This window comes from Fulvimarina uroteuthidis (assembly GCF_034321785.1).
In the GTDB taxonomy this organism is placed as follows: domain Bacteria; phylum Pseudomonadota; class Alphaproteobacteria; order Rhizobiales; family Rhizobiaceae; genus Fulvimarina; species Fulvimarina uroteuthidis.
The window spans coordinates 88,356-109,610 of the sequence record NZ_JAXLPB010000003.1; the positions used below are offsets into that span (position 1 = coordinate 88,356).

At 63.5% G+C, this 21,255-nt stretch carries 17 protein-coding genes; all 17 read left to right on the forward strand.

Features of this window, described 5'->3' with window-relative positions; all coding sequences use genetic code 11:
• Positions 1 to 3: 3 nt before the first annotated feature.
• The 17 genes from nuoG to dnaE all read left to right on the forward strand — a co-directional run bounded on the left by nuoG (position 4) and on the right by dnaE (position 21,248).
• Positions 4 to 2,079 (forward strand): NADH-quinone oxidoreductase subunit NuoG, encoded by a 2,076-nt coding sequence (gene nuoG, locus U0C82_RS10110; protein WP_322186989.1) that lies wholly within the window; start codon positions 4 to 6, stop codon positions 2,077 to 2,079.
• Positions 2,080 to 2,091: 12 nt separating this feature from the next.
• Positions 2,092 to 3,147 (forward strand): NADH-quinone oxidoreductase subunit NuoH, encoded by a 1,056-nt coding sequence (gene nuoH / locus U0C82_RS10115; RefSeq protein ID WP_322186990.1) that lies wholly within the window; start codon positions 2,092 to 2,094, stop codon positions 3,145 to 3,147.
• Entirely contained in the window at positions 3,144 to 3,350 is a 207-nt protein-coding gene (locus U0C82_RS10120) for a hypothetical protein (RefSeq protein WP_322186991.1), read from the forward strand. Before nuoH ends, U0C82_RS10120 begins: the two co-directional genes overlap by 4 nt.
• A gap of 179 nt (positions 3,351 to 3,529) precedes the next feature.
• Positions 3,530 to 4,021: an NADH-quinone oxidoreductase subunit NuoI gene (gene nuoI, locus U0C82_RS10125; protein ID WP_322186992.1), complete on the forward strand. Its 492-nt coding sequence runs from the start codon at positions 3,530 to 3,532 to the stop codon at positions 4,019 to 4,021.
• A 96-nt stretch (positions 4,022 to 4,117) separates the two neighbouring features.
• A complete protein-coding gene (locus U0C82_RS10130) occupies positions 4,118 to 4,735 on the forward strand; it encodes an NADH-quinone oxidoreductase subunit J (RefSeq protein WP_322186993.1) in 618 nt (205 codons plus the stop codon).
• A gap of 28 nt (positions 4,736 to 4,763) precedes the next feature.
• Positions 4,764 to 5,072: an NADH-quinone oxidoreductase subunit NuoK gene (gene nuoK / locus U0C82_RS10135; protein ID WP_322187415.1), complete on the forward strand. Its 309-nt coding sequence runs from the start codon at positions 4,764 to 4,766 to the stop codon at positions 5,070 to 5,072.
• Between the two features lie 7 nt (positions 5,073 to 5,079).
• On the forward strand, positions 5,080 to 7,080 hold the full coding sequence (nuoL, locus tag U0C82_RS10140; RefSeq protein ID WP_322186994.1) for an NADH-quinone oxidoreductase subunit L: 2,001 nt from the start codon (positions 5,080 to 5,082) through the stop codon (positions 7,078 to 7,080).
• Positions 7,080 to 8,588 (forward strand): NADH-quinone oxidoreductase subunit M, encoded by a 1,509-nt coding sequence (locus U0C82_RS10145; protein WP_322186995.1) that lies wholly within the window; start codon positions 7,080 to 7,082, stop codon positions 8,586 to 8,588. The genes nuoL and U0C82_RS10145 overlap by 1 nt, the downstream gene beginning before the upstream one ends.
• 18 nt (positions 8,589 to 8,606) lie before the next feature.
• Positions 8,607 to 10,049: an NADH-quinone oxidoreductase subunit NuoN gene (nuoN, locus tag U0C82_RS10150; protein WP_322186996.1), complete on the forward strand. Its 1,443-nt coding sequence runs from the start codon at positions 8,607 to 8,609 to the stop codon at positions 10,047 to 10,049.
• Positions 10,049 to 10,792, forward strand: a complete 744-nt coding sequence (locus U0C82_RS10155) for a biotin--[acetyl-CoA-carboxylase] ligase (RefSeq protein ID WP_322186997.1) — start codon at positions 10,049 to 10,051, stop codon at positions 10,790 to 10,792. The genes nuoN and U0C82_RS10155 overlap by 1 nt, the downstream gene beginning before the upstream one ends.
• A gap of 178 nt (positions 10,793 to 10,970) precedes the next feature.
• Positions 10,971 to 12,581, forward strand: coding sequence for a ribonuclease J (locus tag U0C82_RS10160; RefSeq protein ID WP_322187416.1), 1,611 nt, complete (start codon positions 10,971 to 10,973; stop codon positions 12,579 to 12,581).
• Between the two features lie 11 nt (positions 12,582 to 12,592).
• Positions 12,593 to 12,997, forward strand: a complete 405-nt coding sequence (mce, locus tag U0C82_RS10165; protein WP_322186998.1) for a methylmalonyl-CoA epimerase — start codon at positions 12,593 to 12,595, stop codon at positions 12,995 to 12,997.
• 130 nt (positions 12,998 to 13,127) lie between these two features.
• Positions 13,128 to 13,397 (forward strand): DUF1467 family protein, encoded by a 270-nt coding sequence (locus U0C82_RS10170; RefSeq protein WP_322186999.1) that lies wholly within the window; start codon positions 13,128 to 13,130, stop codon positions 13,395 to 13,397.
• A 504-nt stretch (positions 13,398 to 13,901) separates the two neighbouring features.
• A complete protein-coding gene (gene proS / locus U0C82_RS10175) occupies positions 13,902 to 15,224 on the forward strand; it encodes a proline--tRNA ligase (protein WP_322187000.1) in 1,323 nt (440 codons plus the stop codon).
• Positions 15,224 to 16,531, forward strand: a complete 1,308-nt coding sequence (locus tag U0C82_RS10180; RefSeq protein WP_416186670.1) for a lipoprotein-releasing ABC transporter permease subunit — start codon at positions 15,224 to 15,226, stop codon at positions 16,529 to 16,531. Before proS ends, U0C82_RS10180 begins: the two co-directional genes overlap by 1 nt.
• A complete protein-coding gene (locus U0C82_RS10185) occupies positions 16,528 to 17,211 on the forward strand; it encodes an ABC transporter ATP-binding protein (protein WP_322187001.1) in 684 nt (227 codons plus the stop codon). The genes U0C82_RS10180 and U0C82_RS10185 overlap by 4 nt, the downstream gene beginning before the upstream one ends.
• A 584-nt stretch (positions 17,212 to 17,795) precedes the next feature.
• Positions 17,796 to 21,248, forward strand: a complete 3,453-nt coding sequence (gene dnaE / locus U0C82_RS10190; RefSeq protein WP_322187002.1) for a DNA polymerase III subunit alpha — start codon at positions 17,796 to 17,798, stop codon at positions 21,246 to 21,248.
• Positions 21,249 to 21,255 lie beyond the last annotated feature (7 nt).

Below are 21,255 nucleotides of genomic sequence, written 5' to 3' on the forward strand. Positions count from 1 at the left end.
ACGATGACACAGCTCAAGGTCGATGGCCGCGAGGTCGATGTTCCCGATCACTACACGCTGCTTCAGGCGTGCGAGGAAGCCGGCGCGGAAATTCCGCGCTTCTGTTTCCACGAGCGGCTTTCGATCGCCGGCAACTGCCGCATGTGCCTCGTCGAGGTGAAGGGCGGGCCGCCCAAGCCCGCAGCCTCCTGCGCCATGGGCGTGAAGGATCTGCGCCCCGGCCCGAACGGCGAACTGCCGGAAGTCTTCACCACCACGCCGATGGTCAAGAAGGCGCGCGAAGGGGTGATGGAGTTCCTCCTGATCAACCATCCGCTGGATTGCCCGATCTGCGACCAGGGCGGCGAGTGCGATCTTCAGGACCAGGCGATGGCCTATGGCGTCGACTCGTCCCGCTATGTCGAGAACAAGCGCGCCGTCGAGGACAAATATATCGGCCCGCTCGTGAAGACGATCATGACCCGCTGCATCCATTGCACGCGCTGCGTCCGCTTCACGACGGAGATCGCCGGCATCTCCGAACTCGGCCTCGTCGGCCGCGGCGAGGATGCGGAGATCACCACCTATCTCGAGCAGGCGATGACCTCCGAGCTCCAGGGCAACGTCATCGACCTTTGCCCGGTCGGCGCGCTGACCTCGCGCCCCTACGCCTTCCAGGCGCGCCCGTGGGAGCTGACCAAGACCGAGACGATCGACGTCATGGACGCCGTCGGGTCGGGCATTCGTGTCGATACGCGGGGCCGCGAGGTCATGCGCATCCTGCCGCGCACGAACGAAGAGGTGAACGAGGAGTGGATCTCGGACAAGACGCGCTTCGTCTGGGACGGATTGCGCGTCCAGCGTCTCGACAAGCCCTATGTCCGCAAGGACGGCCGCCTGCAGCCGGCCAGCTGGGCGGAAGCGTTCGCCGCGATCAAGGCGAAGCTCGACGGCACGCACGCGTCCCGGATCGGTGCGATCGCGGGTGATCTGGCCGCGGTCGAGGACATGTGGGCGCTGAAGCGCCTGATGGGCGAGATCGGTTCGTCCAATCTCGACTGCCGCCAGGACGGATCGATCAATCATCCCGCCGACGGCCGGGCATCCTACATCTTCAACACGACGATCGCCGGGATCGAGGAGGCCGACGCCCTGCTGATCATCGGCGCCAATCCGCGCTTCGAGGCCTCGATCCTCAATACGCGGATCCGCAAGCGCTGGCGGATGGAAGGATTCCCCATCGGCGTGATCGGCGAAAATGTCGATCTTCGCTACGATTACACCTATCTCGGCGCCGGCACGGACACCTTGTCCGACATCGAAGGCGCGAGCGAGGGGTTCTTCGCGGCCCTCCGGAATGCCGCGCGTCCGATGGTGATCGTCGGGCAGGGGGCGCTTGGCGGCGAGAACGGCGCGTCCGTTCTGGCGTCCGCCGCAGCGCTCGCCCGCGAGATCGGCGCGGTCAGCGAGGGCTGGAACGGCTTCAACGTGCTCCAGACGGCCGCCTCGCGCGTCGGCGGACTCGATATCGGCTTCGTGCCCGGTGAAGGCGGCGCGACGGCGGCCGAAATGGCCGGCGGCGCGGTCGACGTCCTGTTCAATCTGGGCGCCGACGAAATCGAGATCTCCGATGCGCCGTTCGTCGTCTACATGGGCAGCCACGGGGACCGGGGCGCGTCGCGCGCCGACGTCATCCTGCCGACGGCGGCCTATACGGAAAAGTCCGGCACCTATGTCAATCTCGAGGGCCGGGCACAGGTCGCCAGCCGCGCGGCTTTCCCTCCGGGCGATGCGCGCGAGGACTGGGCGGTGGTTCGTGCCCTGTCCGCCGTGATCGGCCGGCAGTTGCCGTTCGATTCGCTCCTGCAGTTGCGCCGGGAGCTTTACGCCGAGCACCCCTTCATGCGATCGGATGCGATCGAAGCGGCCGATGCGAACGCGATCACGACCCTTGCGGACAGGGCCGAACGATTGGCATCCATGCAGCTTCGCTCGAATGTATCCGATTTCTACTTGACGAACCCGATCGCGCGGGCCTCCAAGGTGATGGCCGAATGTTCGAAGCTTGCGAGCCAAGCCCATCTCGAAGCGGCGGAATAAGGACGACGCGTCTTGACTGACATCTTCTCGCTCTACCTCTGGCCGGCCCTCGTCATCACGGCGCAGAGCGTGCTGTTCATCGTCGTGCTGCTGGTGCTGATCGCCTACATCCTCCTGGCCGACCGCAAGATCTGGGCGGCGGTGCAGATGCGCCGCGGCCCCAACGTCGTCGGGCCTTTCGGCCTCTTCCAGTCGTTCGCCGACCTCCTCAAGTTCGCGCTGAAGGAACCGATCATTCCGGCCTCGTCGGACAAGCCGGTGTTCCTCCTCGCGCCGCTCGTCGCGGTGACGCTGGCGCTCGCGACCTTCGCCGTCATCCCGGTGGCGAGCGGCTGGGTGATCGCCGACATCAATGTCGGCATTCTCTATGTCTTTGCGATCTCCTCGCTGGAGGTCTACGGCGTGATCATGGGCGGCTGGGCCTCCAACTCCAAATACGCCTTTCTCGGCGCACTTCGCTCGGCGGCGCAGATGGTGTCCTACGAGGTCTCGATCGGCTTCGTCATCGTCACGGTCCTCCTGTGCGTCGGATCGCTGAACCTGACCGACATTGTGATCGCGCAAACGACCGGGTTCGGGACCATGGTGGGGCTGCCGTCGACCTTCCTCGACTGGCATTGGCTCGGCCTCTTCCCGATGTTCATCGTGTTCTTCATCTCGGCGCTCGCCGAGACGAACCGCCCGCCCTTCGATCTGCCCGAGGCGGAATCGGAGCTCGTCGCCGGTTACATGGTCGAATATTCGGCCACGCCGTACATGATGTTCATGCTCGGCGAATATGCGGCCATCACCCTGATGTGCTGCCTGACGACGATCCTGTTCCTCGGCGGCTGGCTCGCACCGTTCGACTTCGCGCCCTTCACCTGGGTTCCCGGCTTCATCTGGTTCACGCTCAAGGCCGGCCTCGTCTTCTTCATGTTCGCCATGGTCAAGGCGTTCGTGCCGCGTTACCGCTATGATCAGCTCATGCGCCTCGGCTGGAAAGTGTTCCTGCCGATCTCGCTCGCCATGGTCGTGATCACGGCGTTCGTGGTCCAGATCTTCGGCTGGGGCGCGGCGGCCGCATGATGTCGATGGGGGTCCTCGGTGCGCTGATCGGACTGGCCATCGGGATCGCCGACGTCTTCATCCTCGGTCTCGTGAAGGCCAGGATCGAGCAGCAGAGGCCGACCGAGGGCGGCGGAGGTGGCTTGGTGATCGGGATCGTCCAGATCTCGCAGCTGATCTTCTTTCCCGTCGCCGGCTGGTACGCGGGGACCTATCTGCTCTAGCGGTGCGGGACACCAGGACGCGGCCGGTGACCCCGGCACATCTGACTATCCGTCGGCGACCGGTCGATGGCGAAACGACACATCATCGTCGAAGCTCGCGGGAGCTTGGCTGCGCCGCCATACGACGCGGCGCGCATCAAGCTCCGGGGCCGAAAGAAACGAATTCGGGAATCCATACGATGTCAGCAATCGCACAGACTGTCCGATCTCTCTTCCTGATCGAGTTCGTCAAGGCGTTCGGCCTTGCCATGCGCTATTTCTTCGCGCCGAAGGCGACGCTCAACTATCCGTTCGAGAAGGGTCCCGTTTCTCCGCGGTTCCGCGGCGAGCATGCCTTGCGTCGCTACCCGAACGGCCAGGAGCGCTGCATCGCGTGCAAGCTGTGCGAGGCGGTCTGCCCGGCGCAGGCGATCACCATCGAGGCCGGACCGCGCCAGAACGACGGCACCCGCCGCACGGTGCGCTACGACATCGACATGGTGAAGTGCATCTATTGCGGCTTCTGCCAGGAAGCCTGCCCGGTGGACGCGATCGTCGAGGGCCCGAACTTCGAGTTCGCGACGGAGACGCGCGAAGAGCTCTATTACGACAAGAACAAATTGCTGGCGAACGGCGATCGTTGGGAGCGAGAAATCGCACGCAACATTGCACTCGACGCGCCATACAGGTAAGCGAAGCCGAACCACATACTCGGCGTCGGAATCGGCGGCTCGCATCATCGTCCCGAACGGGCGAGGGGGCCGCGAGAGTGACAACAGGGAGCTTCGATGCTCGGTCTCCAGGCATTCTTCTTCTACATCTTCGCGTTCATTGCGGTCGGTGCCGCGATGATGGTGGTTTTCTCGAAGAACCCGGTTCACTCGGTGCTCTTTCTGATCCTGACCTTCGTCGCCTCGGCGGGCCTGTTCCTCCTGGCCGGCGCCGAGTTCCTCGCGATGATCCTGATCGTCGTCTATGTGGGCGCGGTCGCCATCCTGTTCCTCTTCGTCGTCATGATGCTCGATCTCGACATCGGCCAGCTGAAGCGGCGCGCGGTGCAGTACGCGCCGTTCGGCGCGATCATCGCGGTGCTGCTGCTGGCGCAGCTGATCATCGCGGGTTCGGGAACGCTGGCCGATCCCACGCTCGCAATCGCGACCGCCCTGCCGATGTCGGAAGTCGGCGGCGGGTCGAACATCGAACAGCTCGGCAACGTGCTCTACACCCGTTACATCCTCTATTTTCAGCTGGCGGGTCTGATCTTGTTCGTCGCGATGATCGGGGCGATCGTCCTGACGCTTCGCCACAAGGAAAAGGTCCGCAGACAGTCGATCCCCGATCAGGTGGCGCGCAATCCGGCGACGGCGATCGAGATCAAGAAGGTCGAGAGCGGACGCGGCATTTGAATATGAAAGGACGAGGGGCTTGAATAGTATGGAAGTCGGTCTCGGCCAGTACCTGACCGTCGCGGCGATCCTGTTTGTGATCGGCGTCTTCGGCATTTTCATGAACCGGAAGAACATCATCACGATCCTGATGTCGGTCGAGCTCATTCTGCTCGCCGTGAACATCAATTTCGTGGCGTTCTCGGCGTTCCTGAACGATCTTGCGGGCCAGGTGTTCGCGCTGTTCGTCCTGACGGTGGCCGCCGCGGAGGCCGCGATCGGCCTCGCGATCCTGGTGGTCTTCTTCAGAAATCGCGGCTCCATCGCCGTCGACGACGTCAACACGATGAAAGGCTGATCGACCCGTGTATCAGATCATCGTCCTCCTGCCGCTCGTCGGCTTCCTGATCGCCGGGCTCGGTGGTCACGCGATCGGCGCCAAGGCATCGGAATACATAACGTCGAGCTTCCTGGTGATCGCGGCCTTCCTGTCCTGGGTCGGCTTCTTCACGTTCGACGCCGCCGAACCCATCGCTTCGATCTCCCTCCTGCACTGGATGCAGTCGGGCGGTCTCGACGTGTCCTGGGCCCTGAAGATCGATCGGCTGACGCTCGTCATGCTGGTGGTGGTGAACACCGTCTCGGCGCTCGTCCACATCTATTCCATCGGCTACATGCACCATGATCCGCATCGTCCGCGGTTCTTCGCCTATCTCTCCCTCTTCACCTTCGCCATGCTGATGCTGGTGACGGCCGACAACCTCGTGCAGATGTTCTTCGGCTGGGAAGGCGTCGGTCTCGCTTCCTATCTGCTGATCGGATTCTGGTACAAGAAGCCCTCGGCCAACGCGGCGGCCATGAAGGCGTTCGTCGTCAACCGGGTCGGCGATTTCGGCTTCCTGCTCGGCATCTTCGGCGTCTTCGCCATCTTCCAGTCGGTCAATCTCGACACGATCTTCGCAGGCGCGGCCGCTGTCGCCGCCACCATGGGCGAGGGCGCGGAAGCCGGCGCGGCCGCCGAAGGCGCCGTCGACATGGGCGCCGTCGTGCTTGATTTCGCCGGCTATTCGCTCACCATGGGCGGCGCGATCACCTGCGTCTGTCTCCTCTTGTTCCTCGGTGCCATGGGCAAGTCGGCGCAGATCGGCCTGCACACCTGGCTCCCCGACGCGATGGAAGGGCCGACGCCGGTCTCCGCGCTGATCCACGCCGCGACCATGGTGACGGCCGGCGTGTTCATGCTGGCGCGCATGTCGCCGGTGTTCGAGCTCAGCCATACCGCGTTGACCGTGGTGACCGTCGTCGGTGCGACGACCGCTCTGTTCGCGGCGACGATCGGTCTCGTGCAGACCGACATCAAGCGCGTCATCGCCTATTCGACCTGCTCGCAGCTCGGATACATGTTCGTCGCCCTCGGCGTCGGCGCCTATTCGGTGGCGATCTTCCATCTCTTCACCCATGCCTTCTTCAAGGCGCTGCTGTTCCTCGGTGCCGGTTCCGTCATTCACGCGGTCTCGGACGAGCAGGACATGCGCAGGATGGGCGGGCTGCGAAAGCATATTCCGATCACCTACTGGACGATGGTCATCGGAACGCTGGCGCTCACCGGCTTCCCATTCACCGCCGGTTACTTCTCCAAGGACGGTGTGATCGAGGCGGCATTTGTCGGGCACAACGCCTTCGCCATGTATGGCTGGGGCATGACCGTGATCGCCGCGCTCCTGACGAGCTTCTATTCCTGGCGCCTGATCTTCATGACGTTCCACGGCAAGCCGCGGGCGTCGGCCGACGTCATGCATCATGTGCATGAATCGCCCTGGGTGATGACCATCCCGCTCTTCATTCTCGCATTCGGCGCGCTGTTTGCCGGCATGCTGTTCGAGCACGAGTTCATCGGCGAGGCCTATGAGCATTTCTGGGGCACGGCGCTTTTCACCGGCGCGGAAAACCACATTCTGCACGACATGCATGAAGTCGCCTTCGGCGTGGCGATCATTCCCACGGTGATGATGGCGCTCGGCTTCGCGCTCGCGTACTGGTTCTACATCGCCAATCCGGCAATGCCGAAACGGCAGGCGGAGACCCATCGCGGCCTCTACAAGTTCTTCCTGAACAAGTGGTACTTCGACGAGCTCTACAATGTCCTGTTCGTGCGCAGCGCCAAGTGGCTCGGCCGGACCCTGTGGAAGCGGGGCGACATGGGGATCATCGACCGGTACGGGCCCGACGGCGTGTCCGGGCGCGTGCTCGACGTCACCAACCGGGTCGTGAAGCTCCAGACCGGTTACCTTTATCACTACGCATTCGCGATGCTGATCGGTGTCGCAGCGCTCGTCACCTGGATGATGATCGGGGGAGCCCTTTGATGACCGATTGGCCGATCCTCTCGACCGTCACGTTCCTGCCGCTCGTCGGCGCGTTGCTCATCCTGTTCATTCAGGACGACAACGAACTGGCACGCCGGAACATCCGCAATGTCGCGCTGCTGACCACCATCTTCACGTTCGTCGTCTCGCTCTGGATCTGGGGCGAGTTCGACTACGAGACGACGAACTTCCAGTTCGTCGAGGAAGCCGAATGGCTCGGCACCGGTATCTCATACCGGATGGGCATCGACGGCGTTTCGATGCTGTTCGTGATCCTGACGACCTTCCTGCTGCCGATCTGCGTTCTGGCGAGCTTCGAAAGCGTTCAGAGCCGGGTGAAGGAATACATGATCGCGTTCCTCGTGCTGGAGACGCTGGTCATCGGCGTGTTCTGCGCGCTGGACCTCATCCTCTTCTACATCTTCTTCGAAGGTGGCCTCATTCCGATGTTCCTGATCATCGGCGTGTGGGGCGGCAAGCGCCGGATCTATGCGAGCTACAAGTTCTTCCTCTACACCTTCATCGGCTCGGTGCTGATGCTGGTCGCCATGATGGCGATGTATTGGGAGGCGGGAACGACCTCCATTCCCGAGCTTCTCGCCTACGATTTTCCCGCTTCGATGCAGACCTGGCTCTGGCTTGCCTTCTTCGCGAGCTTCGCGGTCAAGATGCCGATGTGGCCGGTGCATACCTGGTTGCCCGACGCCCATGTGGAAGCGCCGACGGCCGGCTCCGTCATCCTGGCCGGCATTCTCCTGAAGCTCGGCGGCTATGGTTTCCTGCGTTTCTCGTTGCCGATGTTCCCCATCGCTTCGCTGGATTTCGCGCCGCTCGTCTACACCCTCTCGGTGATCGCGATCATCTACACCTCGCTCGTCGCCCTGATGCAGGAGGACATCAAGAAGCTGATCGCCTATTCCTCCGTCGCCCATATGGGCTTCGTGACGATGGGAATTTTCGCCGCGAACGCCCAGGGCGTCCAGGGCGCGATCTTCCAGATGCTCTCCCATGGCCTCATTTCCGGCGCGCTCTTCCTGTGCGTCGGCGTCGTCTACGACCGGATGCACACCCGCGAGATCGCCGCCTATGGCGGGCTCGTGAACCGCATGCCGAAATATGCGGCGGCCATGCTGATCTTCACCATGGCGAATGTCGGCCTGCCGGGCACGAGCGGTTTCGTCGGCGAATTCCTCGTCCTGATGGGCGTGTTTCAGGTGAACAGCTGGGTGGCGATCTTCGCGGCGACGGGCGTCATCCTCTCGGCGGCCTACGCCCTGTGGCTCTATCGCCGCGTCGTGTTCGGCGCGCTGGAAAAGGAGAGCCTTCGCTCGATCCTCGACCTGTCGCGCCGCGAGAAGATCCTGCTCTATCCCCTGATCGTTCTCGTCATCTTCTTCGGTGTCTATCCGATGCCGGTCTTCGACGTGACCGCAGCGTCCGTCGATCATCTCCTGAATACCTACAGTGCCGGACTGGAAGCTGCCTCGTCCGTCGCTGAGGCCAACTGAAGCGGGGACCGCTGGAATATGGTTTCGGACACGCTCACGAGCAGCCTGTCGATCGTCGGGCCCGAATTCATCCTCGCCATCGGTGCGATGGTGCTTTTGATGGTCGGCGTCTTTTCGAGAAGCAAGAACCCGCAGCTGGTGACGTCGCTGTCGGTTGCGCTTCTGATCATCGCCGCCTTGTGGCTGGTCTTCATCGCGCCCCAGGGCATCGCGTTCAACGGCTCGATGGTCAGCGACGGCTTCGCGTCCTTCATGAAGGTCCTTGTCCTGATCGGTTCGGCCTCGGCCATCGTGATGTCGGCGGCCTATGCGGAAAGCGAACGCTTCAACCGGTTCGAGTTCCCGGTCCTGATCGTCCTGTCGACCCTCGGCATGCTGGTCATGGTCTCGGCGGGCGATCTGATCACGCTCTATCTCGGCCTCGAACTCCAGTCGCTGGCGATCTATGTTCTGGCCGCGATCAACCGGGACAGCGTCCGTTCCACGGAAGCGGGCCTGAAATATTTCGTTCTCGGCGCGCTGTCGTCCGGCATGCTGCTCTACGGCGCCTCGATGATCTACGGTTTCACCGGCCAGATCGAACTGACGGCGATCGCGCTGACGCTGGCCGAGGGCGAACGTTCGCTCGGCCTTCTCGTCGGTCTCGTCTTCGTCCTGGCGGGCCTCGCCTTCAAGATCTCGGCCGTGCCGTTCCACATGTGGACGCCGGACGTTTACGAGGGCGCGCCGACGCCGATCACCGCGCTGCTCGCCGGCGCACCCAAGGTCGCCGCCATGGCGCTGACGGTCCGCTTCGCGATGGAAGGGTTCCTTCCGATCGCGATCGACTGGCAGCAGATCATCATCTTCATCTCGATCGCCTCCATGGGCTTCGGCGCCTTCGCGGCCATCGGCCAGACCAACATCAAGCGTCTGATGGCCTATTCCTCGATCGCCCACATGGGCTACGCGCTGGTGGGCCTCGCGGCGGCGAACATGGAAGGCGTGCGCGGCGTCGCGCTCTACATGGCGATCTATCTGGCCACGACGCTCGGAACCTTCGCCGTCATCCTGGCGATGCGCCGCGACGACGGGCCCGTCGACCAGATCGAGGATCTGGCGGGCCTGTCGCGCACCAATCCGGTGATGGCGACGTTCCTTACCATGATGATGCTGTCGCTCGCCGGGCTTCCGCCGCTGGCCGGCTTCTTCGCCAAATATTTCGTGTTCATGGCGGCCGTCGAGGCGGGGCTCTTCGCGCTCGCCATCATCGGCGTCCTGACCAGCGTCGTCGCGCTCTACTATTATCTTCGCATCGTCAAGGTGATGTGGTTCGACGAGGAGGCCAAGCCCTTCCTTCCCGCGCCCATCGAGTTGAAGGTGGTGTTGTGGGTCGCCGGCCTCTTCGTCTTCCCGATCTATCTCTTTGTCGGAGGACCGGTGTTCTCCGCGGCGGGAGCGGCCGCAAGTTCGTTCTTCTGATGACGGCGCAGGCGGTATCGCGCCAATATCGCCGGCTCTCGTTCGGGGATGTTTCCTCGACCAACACGCTGGCGATGGAGGCGGCCCGTTCGGGCGATCCGGGAAATCTCTGGATCACCGCCGAACGGCAGGTCGAGGGCCGCGGCCGCAGGGGCCGCGCCTGGATCTCGGAGCGCGGCAACCTCTATGCCAGCTGGCTCGGCATCGAGGTCGCCCCGCAGGCGGCACTGGCGCAACTTCCCTTTGTCGCCTCGCTCGCCATCCGTAACACCGTCGCCCGCTTCGTCGGATCGCACGCGCAGACGAAATGGCCGAACGACGTCCTGGCCGGTGGGCGCAAGCTTGTCGGTATCCTGCTGGAATCCAGTCGACTCGTGGACGGACGCACCGCAATGGTCATGGGGTGCGGCATCAATATCGAGCACAAGCCGGAGGATGCGCCCTACGCCGTGACGTCGTTGCGCGACGAAGGCTATCGCGGCGGCAGCGAACCGGTGTTCGAAACACTTGCCGACGAATGGTCGCGGCAGCTGGAACGGTTTGCGCGCGGCAGCAATTTTGACGATATTCGCCGCGACTGGCTGAAGGACGCCGTCGGGGTGGGGCTGCCTTGCACCGTCAGACTGAGCGACCGGACGCTCGAAGGGACGTTCGAACGGCTGGAGCGTGACGGTCGCCTGCGACTGGCTCTCGCGGATGGCTCGACGATGCCTATATCAGCGGGTGACATATTCTTTTCCTGAGCGCTCTCTGCGGATGACGCGCTCGCGCGACGCGGCCGGAGCCGTGGCGCGGCCAACGAACGAAACTGAGATGAACGAAACAGCCCGGCGCGCGGGATGCGCCGCGCTAAACGCATGAAAGATTGAAAGCTTGACACAATTGGTATTCGTGCCGCTGGGCGGCATCGGCGAGATCGGTATGAACCTCGCCCTCTACGGCTATGGTCCGGAGGCTGAGCGCGAGTGGATCGTGGTCGATTGCGGAATCTCCTTCGCAGGGCCGGACATGCCCGGCGTCGATCTGGTCTTCCCCGACATCCGCTTCATCGAGGAGCATGTCGACCGGCTCAAGGCCATCATCATCACCCACGCCCATGAGGACCATTACGGCGCCTTGCTCGACCTGTGGCCGCGGCTGAAGGCTCCGGTCTACGCCACGGAGTTTTCCGCCGGGCTGCTGGCCGCCAAGCGCGAGGGCGAGCCGGGCGCTCCGAAGATCCCGGTGACGGTGTTCCGTGCCGGCGACCGGTTCAAGGTCGGACCCTTCGAGATCGAGGCGATCAACGTCACGCATTCGATCCCCGACCCCGTGGCGCTCGCCATCCGCACCGGTGCCGGCACCGTCATCCACACCGGCGACTGGAAGATCGACCCGACCCCGGTGCTGGGTGCGCCGACCGACGAGAAGCGTCTGCGGGAAATCGGCGACGAAGGCGTGATGACGCTGATCTGCGATTCGACCAACGCCATGCGCGAGGGCGACAGCCCGAGCGAGGCGGAGGTGGCGGCATCGCTGACCAAGATCATCACCGCCGCCAAGGCGCGGGTCGCGGTGACGACCTTCTCCTCGAACGTCGGCCGCATCCGCTCGGTGGCGAAGGCCGCGACCGATTCGGGCCGCCAGGTTCTGCTCATGGGGCGCTCCATGCGCCGCACCGTCGATGTCGCGCGCGAGCTCGGCTATATGGACGATGTCCCCGAATTCCTGTCCGAGCAGGATTTCGGCTACGTGCCGCGCGACAAGGTCGTGATCATCCTGACCGGCAGCCAGGGCGAGGCGCGCGCCGCACTCGCTCGGCTGTCGCGCGACGAGCATCCGACCGTCGCGCTCACCCGCGACGATCTGGTGATCTTCTCCTCGCGCGCCATTCCGGGCAACGAGAAGCCGATCATCGAGATCAAGAATTCGTTCCTCGAGCGCGGCGTCAAGATCCTGGAGGATGGCGACGGTCTCGTCCACGTGTCCGGCCATCCCCGCCGCAACGAGCTTCGCAAGATGTACGAGTGGACCCGTCCGCAGACAGCGATACCCGCGCATGGCGAGCCGGCGCACCTCGCAGCCCATGCCGATCTCGCGCGCGAACTCGGCGTGCCCCATGTCGTGGAGGCGCGCAACGGCAAGATGGTCCAGCTCTTCCCGGGCAAGGGCGCGATCATCGACGAAGTGCCGTTCGGGCGCCTCTACAAGGATGGTCGCCTTCTCGGCACCGCCGAGGACATGGGCATCATCGAGCGTCGCCGGTTGTCCTTCGTGGGTCAGGTGTCGGTGTTGATCGAGCTCGATGCCAAGCGCAACCTGAAGGACGATCCGGACCTCGTCTCCATCGGTCTTCCGATCGAGGACGAGACCGGCGAGGACCTCGAGGATCTTCTGGTCGACGCGGCGGCCGGTGCCGTCGAGAGCATTCCGGTCGGGCGTCGCAAGGACCCGAAGCTCGTGCGCGAAGCCGTCCGCAAGGCGGTCCGCAATGCGGCGCAGGACATCTGGGGCAAGAAGCCCCTGACCACCGTCTTCATCACGATGGACTGAAGGAAACGGGAATGCTCGGACGCCTGAACCATGTGGCACTCGCCGTCCCGGACCTTGGCCGGGCGGTAGCGCGCTACCGCGATACTCTGGGTGCGCGCGTCTCCGACCCCCTGGCCCTGCCGGAGCATGGCGTGACCGTCGTGTTCGTCGAGCTCGAGAACACAAGGATCGAGCTGCTCGAGCCCCTGGGAGAGAATTCGCCGATCGCGGCGTTTCTCGCCAGGACGCCCAGGGGCGGCATGCATCATGTCTGCTACGAAGTCAGCGACATTCGTGCCGCCCGCGACCGGCTGGTCGCGCAGGGAGCGCGCGTCCTGGGAGACGGCGAGCCGACGATCGGCGCGCACGGCAAGCCGGTCCTGTTCCTGCACCCGTCGGACCTTTTCGGGACGCTGACCGAATTGGAAGAGGTTTGACGCCGGAGCGCCGGGCGCAATCGCCGCATCCCCTTGTCTCATCATTTTGCGGCAAACACCGTAAAGCTGAGGGCAAGGGTCGATGCAAAACCAGCGCGCCACGCGATCGGCGTTCGAAACGAGGTGACTTATGGGCTGGGTCTCCGGTCTTGCGATCTTCTTCATCATCTGGTGGACGGTGTTGTTCGCCGTCCTGCCGTTCGGCAACCGAATTCCCGAGGGCGAGGACCAGCTTCTCGGTACCCAGGAGGGAACGCCGAGCAATCCGCGTATCTTGCGCAAGGCGATGATCACGACGATCTTCGCGGTGATCGTCTTCGCCGCGTTCTATACCGTCACCGAAGTGATCGGTTTCGGCTTCTCGGATTTCCCCGTCTTCATCCCGGCGCCGTCGGCCTGATCGCCGCACGGCGACACAAGAGGGAATGGGTGGGACGCCGGAGCGGGCTGCCGAATCTTTCATCGGGTGACGGGCAAAAAAAATGCAAGGCCGAAGCCTTGCATCATGAAATCGCGTGTCTGGATTTCCGACCACCCTTGCGGGCGGGGCTGCGGTTTGCCGCGCCGGGAAATCACGTCCTCCCAAGACTAGACCGCATGTTCCGGCTTTTCTGTCGAAGCCGTGACTACGGAACGTAAGATATGCAAATCGCCTATCGTTGTCACGCAGAATTTGATTGAGCCCGATCATTTAGGCAGGCGTGGCAATTGCATCTTATTTGTGCATGTTTCGGGATGTTCACGCGGTGCGTGTGGTCTTCCGATATGCTTCGGACGGGTGCGATATCAGGCTTGGGCGTGACGCCGAAATGGCGCTTCCCATAGCGGAAACGAACCGTTAAACCGGCAGGCGAAAGCCGGACCCCGGGTCCGGCGGGTTTCCACGTGAATGTAAGAGTTTATGATGCGCCTGTCTCGATATTTCCTGCCCATCTTGAAGGAAACGCCGAGAGAGGCGGAAATCGTCTCGCATCAGCTGATGCTGCGGGCCGGCATGATTCGCCAGCAGGCGGCAGGCATCTACTCGTTTCTGCCGCTTGGTCTGAAGGTTCTCAACAAGGTCTGCAACATCATCCGCGAGGAGCAGAACCGTTCCGGCGCGGTCGAGATCCTGATGCCGACGATCCAGTCCGCGGACCTGTGGCGCGAATCGGGCCGCTACGACGCCTATGGCAAGGAAATGCTGCGGATTGCGGACCGCCAGGAGCGCGAACTTCTGTTCGGGCCGACCAATGAGGAGATGGTGACCGACATCTTCCGGTCCTCGGTCCGGTCCTACAAGGACCTGCCGCTCAATCTCTACCAGATCCAGTGGAAGTTCCGCGACGAGGTGCGTCCGCGATTCGGCGTCATGCGCAGTCGCGAATTCCTGATGAAGGACGCCTATTCGTTCGATCTCGATGTGGACAGCGCGACGAACGCCTATCACCGCATGTTCGTCGCCTATCTCAGGACGTTCCACCGCTGCGGACTGAAGGCCATTCCGATGCGGGCCGACACCGGTCCGATCGGCGGCAATCTCAGCCATGAATTCATCATTCTCGCCTCCACCGGCGAAAGCGAGGTGTTCTGCCATCGCGATTATCTCGACATGGCCGTGCCGCCCGCCGACGTGGATTTCGACGATGCCGGCCAACTCGCCTCGATCGTCGAGGCGTGGACCACGCCCTATGCGGCGACGGACGAGATGCACGAGGAGGCGGCCTGGAGCAGAGTGGATCCCGCGAGCCAGTTGAGCGCGCGCGGCATCGAGGTCGGCCACATCTTCTATTTCGGGACGAAATATTCCGAGGCCATGAAGGCTTTCGTCACCGGACCCGACGGCAAGGACGTTCCGGTTCACATGGGCTCCTACGGCATCGGCCCGAGCCGGCTGGTCGCCGCCGCGATCGAGGCCTTCCACGACGAGAGCGGGATCGTCTGGCCGCGGGCGATCGCGCCGTTCGACGTCGGGCTGATCAACATGAAGCCGGGCGACGCGGATTGCGATGCAGCGTGCGAGACGCTCTACGCACAGATGAAACAGGCCGGCATCGACGTTCTCTACGACGACCGCGACCAGAGGGCCGGCGCGAAGTTCGCCACCATGGATCTGATCGGACTACCGACCCAGGTGATCGTCGGGCCGCGCTCCGCAAAGACCGGCGAAGCGGAAATCAAGGATCGCGCAAGCGGAGTGCGCGAAACCATAGCGATGGATCAGATCATCGCCCGAGTGTCTTCGTGATCGCCGGACCGTCCGACACGGCCGTGAACCCCGATGCGCGCGATACGAAGGGCGCTGCGCCTTTCTCCCGTTTCGAATGGCTGCTCGCCGGGCGCTATCTTCGTTCCCGCAAGCGCGAGGCTGGCGTATCGGTGATCGCCGGCTTCTCGTTCGTCGGCATTATGCTGGGGGTCGCGGCCCTCATCATCGTCATGTCGGTGATGAACGGCTTCCGCACCGAGCTCATGAGCCGTATTCTCGGCGTCAACGGCCATGTCATCGTCCTGCCGATCGACCAGCCATTGACCGACTACGACGCGATCGCCGGGCGGATCGACGAGGTTCCGGGCGTCGCCTATTCCATGCCCCTGGTTCAGGGCCAGATCCTGTCGCAAGGGTCCGGCACCGCGTCCACCGGTGCGCTCGTCAAGGGCGTGCCGCAATCGGCCCTGGAAAAGCTCACACCGGTCGCCGGCAATATCAAGCACGGGACGCTGGACAATTTCGACACGGGCGAGGGCGTTGCGGTGGGAAGCCGGCTTGCCGAACGGCTCGGCCTTCTTCTCGGCGACCGCATCACGCTGATCTCGCCGGAAGGCGACGTGACGCCGCTCGGCACGACGCCGCGGGTGAAGTCCTATCCGATCGACGCGATCTTCGAGATCGGACTGTCGGAATATGACGCCGGATTCATCTACATGCCGCTCGGCGAAGCGCAGCTCTTCTTCAATTCCGAAGGGCAGACCCAGTCCATCGAGGTTTTCGTCGACGATCCCGACGCGGTGGCAGAGCTTCAGCCTGCGATCGAAGCCGCGGCCGAACGCCCGGTCTATTCGGTGACCTGGCAAAGCCAGAACCAATCCTTCTTCTCCGCCCTCCAGGTGGAGCGCAACGTGATGTTCATCATCCTGACGCTGATCGTCATCGTCGCCGCGCTCAACATCATTTCCGGCCTGTTCATGCTGGTGAAGGGCAAGGGGCGCGACATCGCGATCCTGCGCACGATGGGCGCGACGCGCGGCTCGATCATGCGCATCTTCTTCATCACCGGCGCCTCGATCGGAGTGTCGGGCACGATCGCGGGCTTCGTGATCGGGCTCCTGTTCTGTCTGAACATCGAGGGAATCCGCTGGTTCTTCTCCTGGCTTTCGGGCGTCGACCTGTTCAGCTCCGAGATCTACTTCCTCAGCGAGCTTCCGGCGGAGGTTCAGGCCTCGGAGGTCGTTCTCGTCGTTCTCATGGCCATCGGCCTGTCCTTTCTTGCAACGATTCTTCCGTCCTGGCAGGCGTCCCGGTTGGATCCTGTCGAGGCATTGCGTTACGAATGAGCATAGCACTCGAACTCAAGGGCGTCGGCCGCAGGTTTCTGCAGGGCGAGAACGAACTCACCGTGCTCGACGGTGCCGACATGGCGATTTCGGCCGGTGAAATGGTTGCGCTGGTCGCCCCGTCCGGCTCGGGAAAATCGACGCTTCTGCAGATCGCCGGCCTTCTCGAAAAACCGACGAGCGGCGACGTGGTGGTGGGCGATCGTGACTGTTCCAGGCTGGACGACAAGGCGCGCACGGCCATGCGTCGGCGCGCGATCGGCTTCGTCTACCAGTTCCACCATCTGCTGCCCGAACTGTCCGCGCTCGAGAACGTCATGATTCCCCAGCTCATCCTCGGGCGTTCGCGCAAGGATGCGCAGGCACGGGCGAAAACCCTGCTCGGCTACATGCGAATCTCGGCCCGAGCCGAGCACCGCCCGGCCGAACTTTCCGGCGGCGAGCAGCAACGCGTTGCGATCGCAAGGGCCGTCGCGAACGAGCCGCAGGTGCTTCTGGCCGACGAGCCGACCGGCAATCTCGATCCGACGACGTCGGATCACGTCTTCCAATCCCTGACGACGCTCGTGCGCGAACAGGGGCTGGCGGCGCTGATCGCCACCCACAATCACGAGCTTGCGTCCCGCATGGACCGGATCGTGACGCTTCATGGCGGACGGATCGTTCCAAAGTCGGTCTGAGCACCGTCTTCACTTTCCGCGCGATACCGCATTTCCGATCTTCGTTCGCAACATCCAGCGCCGGCGTCGCAGGACGGCGCATGCGCATGTGCGTCCGGTTCCACCTCCTTCTTACCGTGCCGCCGGCCGGCAATCGCCGCATGCCTTCGCGCGTTCTGAAAACGGACGTCGCGTCATGCCGTTGACAGGCGGAACAAAACAAGAACATATTGGATATGTCAGGATGCAACGACGCAAAGGAGCGAGCGAATGGACGGTTTGGCGAAGGACGTGGCGTCCCTGGTGGCGGTGAGCGGTTTCGTGGTGTCGCTGATGATGATCGTCCAGGGATTCTAGGCAGGGACGACAGCGCGGCCGAAAGATTGTGGACGCGCGCACGCGGCGCGTTTACCCCGCCCCACGCGCGGCGTACCCTTCGGCCGGACGATGCGTGCCGGGTTCGATACGGATCCGGCGGCAAGGCTTTGTTGAGGTCTCGAAGCCTATTCGAACGCTGCGGGCAAAGCCGCAAGTCCGGTGCCAGCCGATGGCGCCCAGCCGATTGTCCCGTGATCGGGGACCGGGAACCGCGAGGATGAGGCACGATGACGGACACGACTGACCGACTGACGTTCATTCATCTGCGCAGCCACAGCGCGTTTTCGCTTCTCGAGGGCGCGCTGAAAATCGATCAGATCATCAAGTTCGCAGTTTCGGACAATGCGCCGGCCGTCGGCATCGCCGACACGAACAATCTGTTCGGCGCGCTCGAATTTTCGGAAAAAGCGTCGAAGAGCGGATTGCAGCCGATCATCGGTTGCCAGCTCGACGTCGATTTCGAGGATGGCGAGAACGACCGCGAGCGTGCGTCGCTGCCGCCGGCCTCCCTGGTGCTGATCGCCGCGTCTGAGGTCGGCTATGCCAATCTCGTCGAGATCGTCTCCAAGGCCTATCTCGGTCACGACGACAATGCGCGGCCGCATGTGAAGGCTGCATGGCTGGACGCGTTCTGCGAGGGCGTCATCGTTCTGACAGGCGGACCCTTGGGTCCTCTCGGCGTGGCGCTCGGTGCCGACCGCCACGCGATCGCGGAGGCGCGTCTGGTTCGGTTGAAGGCGATCTTCGGCGACCGACTATATGTCGAGCTGCAGCGCCAGTCCGGCTACAATCGGCGGATCGAGGCCGAGACGCTGCAGCTCGCCTATGCGCACGAACTGCCGATCGTCGCGACGAACGAGCCCTATTTCTATTGTCCGGAGGATTACGACGCGCACGACGCGCTTCTGGCGGTTGCATCGAACCGGCTCGTCAGCCACGAGGACCGTCGCCGCCTCACGCGCGATCACTGCCTGAAATCCCAGGACGAGATGGCGGAACTCTTCGCCGATCTGCCCGAGGCGCTCGACAATACGCTGGAGATCGCCAGGCGCTGCAATTTCCGCCCGAAGCTCCGACATCCAATCCTGCCTCGCTTTGCCGGCGCCGACGCCGATCCGGCCGAAGCCATGAAGGTGGAGGCGGCCGAGCTTCGCCGCCAGGCGTTCGAGGGGCTGGAACTGCGCATCGACAAGCTCGGCATTGCGCCGGGCCATACGGTCGAGGAATATCGCGAGCGGCTCGATTTCGAGCTGACCATCATCGAGCGGATGGAGTTTCCCGGCTACTTCCTGATCGTTGCGGACTTCATCAAATGGGCGAAGAACCAGGGCATTCCGGTCGGTCCAGGGCGAGGTTCGGGCGCCGGCTCGCTGGTCGCCTATTCGCTGACCATTACCGACCTCGACCCGCTCCGCTTCTCCCTGCTGTTCGAGCGCTTCCTCAATCCCGAGCGCGTATCGATGCCGGATTTCGACATCGACTTCTGCCAGGATCGCCGCGAGGAGGTGATCCGCTACGTGCAGGAAAAGTACGGGCGCGAGCAGGTCGGCCAGATCATCACGTTCGGAACGCTGCAGGCGCGCGCCGTGCTGCGCGATGTCGGCCGCGTTCTCGAAATGTCGTACGGCCATGTCGACAAGCTCTGCAAGCTGGTGCCTGCCAATCCCGCCAATCCGGTCACGCTGGCGCAGGCGCTTGAGGAAGAGCCGCGGTTGAAGGAAGCGCGGGAAGAGGAGGAGATCGTCGATCGGTTGATCTCGATCGCGCTGAAGCTCGAGGGGCTCTATCGTCACGCCTCGACCCATGCGGCGGGCATCGTGATCGGCGACCGGCCCTTGCAGAAGCTCGTCCCGATGTATCGCGATCCGCGCTCGGACATGCCCGTCACCCAGTTCAACATGAAATGGGTCGAGCCGGCCGGCCTCGTCAAATTCGACTTTCTCGGCCTGAAGACCCTGACGACCCTGCAGACGGCGGTGTCCTTCATCGCCCGCAAGGGGGTCGAGATCGACCTGTCGGCGATCCCGCTCGACGACAAGCCGAGCTACGACATGCTGACGCGCGGCGAGACGGTCGGCGTCTTCCAGCTGGAATCGGTCGGCATGCGCAAGGCGCTGATCGGCATGCGCCCGGACGTGTTCGAGGACATCATCGCGCTGGTCGCGCTCTATCGGCCCGGCCCAATGGAGAACATCCCCACCTACAATGCGCGCAAGCACGGCGAGGAAGAAGCCGACTTCATCGACGACAAGATCGCGCCGATCCTGAAGGAGACGCAAGGCGTCATCATCTATCAGGAACAGGTGATGCAGATCGCACAGGTTCTTTCGGGATACTCGCTCGGCGAGGCCGACATGCTGCGCCGTGCGATGGGCAAGAAGATCCGCGCCGAGATGGACAAGCAGCGGGTTCGCTTCGTCGACGGCGCGGTGGAGCGCGGCGTCACCAAGAAGAAGGCGGACATGATCTTCGATCTGCTCGCCAAGTTCGCCAATTACGGCTTCAACAAGTCGCACGCCGCAGCCTACGCCCTCGTCGCCTACCAGACGGCCTATCTGAAGGCGAACCACCCGACGGAGTTCCTGGCCGCGTCGATGACGCTCGATGCCGGCAACACCGAAAAGCTCAATGATTTCCGCCTCGATGCCAAGCGCCTCGGGATCGAGGTGGTTCCGCCTTCGGTCCAGACCTCGTTCAAGAAGTTCGAGGTCGGCGACAAGCGCATCTTCTACGCGCTCGCCGCCATCAAGGGCGTCGGGGAGCACGCCGTCGATCATATCGTCGAGAGGCGGGGCGATGCGCCGTTCAGGTCGCTCGAGGATTTCTGCGGCCGCATCGATCCGAAGATCGTCAACAAGCGCACGTTCGAGTTCCTGATCGCGGCCGGCGCCTGCGACTGCTTCGGCCACGAGCGTGCGGTGCTGATGGGCAATGTCGAGCGGATGATGGGCTATGCGGCGCGGATCGCCGAAAGCCGGACCTCCGGACAGGCCGATATCTTCGGCTCGCTCTCCTCCGAGCCCGAACCGCTGCGCCTTGCGCCTTCGGCGCTGTGGACCTCGTCCCAGAAACTGATGCGCGAATTCCAGGCGATCGGGTTCCACCTGTCGGCCCACCCGCTCGACGAGTACAAGGCGACGCTCAAGCGGCTGCGCGTGCAGTCGCATGCCGACGCGGTCGCGGCGGTCAAGCGCGGCGCGAGCGCGGTGCGCCTGGCCGGAACGGTCACCAGTCGGCAGGAGCGAAAGACCCGGTCGGGCGGCAAGATCGGCATCATCCAGATGTCGGATGCGAGCGCCCAGTACGAGATCGTGCTGTTTTCCGAGGCGCTCTACGCGTTTCGCGATGCGCTCGAGCCGGGCGTCTCGGTGATCGTGACGGCGCAGGCCGAGGAGCGGCCCGAGGGCGTCTCCTTCCGGGCGAGCAACGTCCAGTCCCTGGAAGACGAAGCGGTGCGGACCCAGAAGGCGCTGCGCATTTTCGTGCGCGACGAGAGCCCCATCCAGGCCTTCCGATCCTATCTCGAAACGCGCGGCGACAGCGAGGTGTCGATCGTTCTTCTGCGGGACGATGGCGGCCGGGAGGTGGAGATCATGCTTCAGGACAAGTACCGGGTGTCGCCGCAGGTCGCGAGCGCGATCAAGGCGGCTCAGGGTGTCGTCGACGTGGAACTGGTCTGAGCGCAGA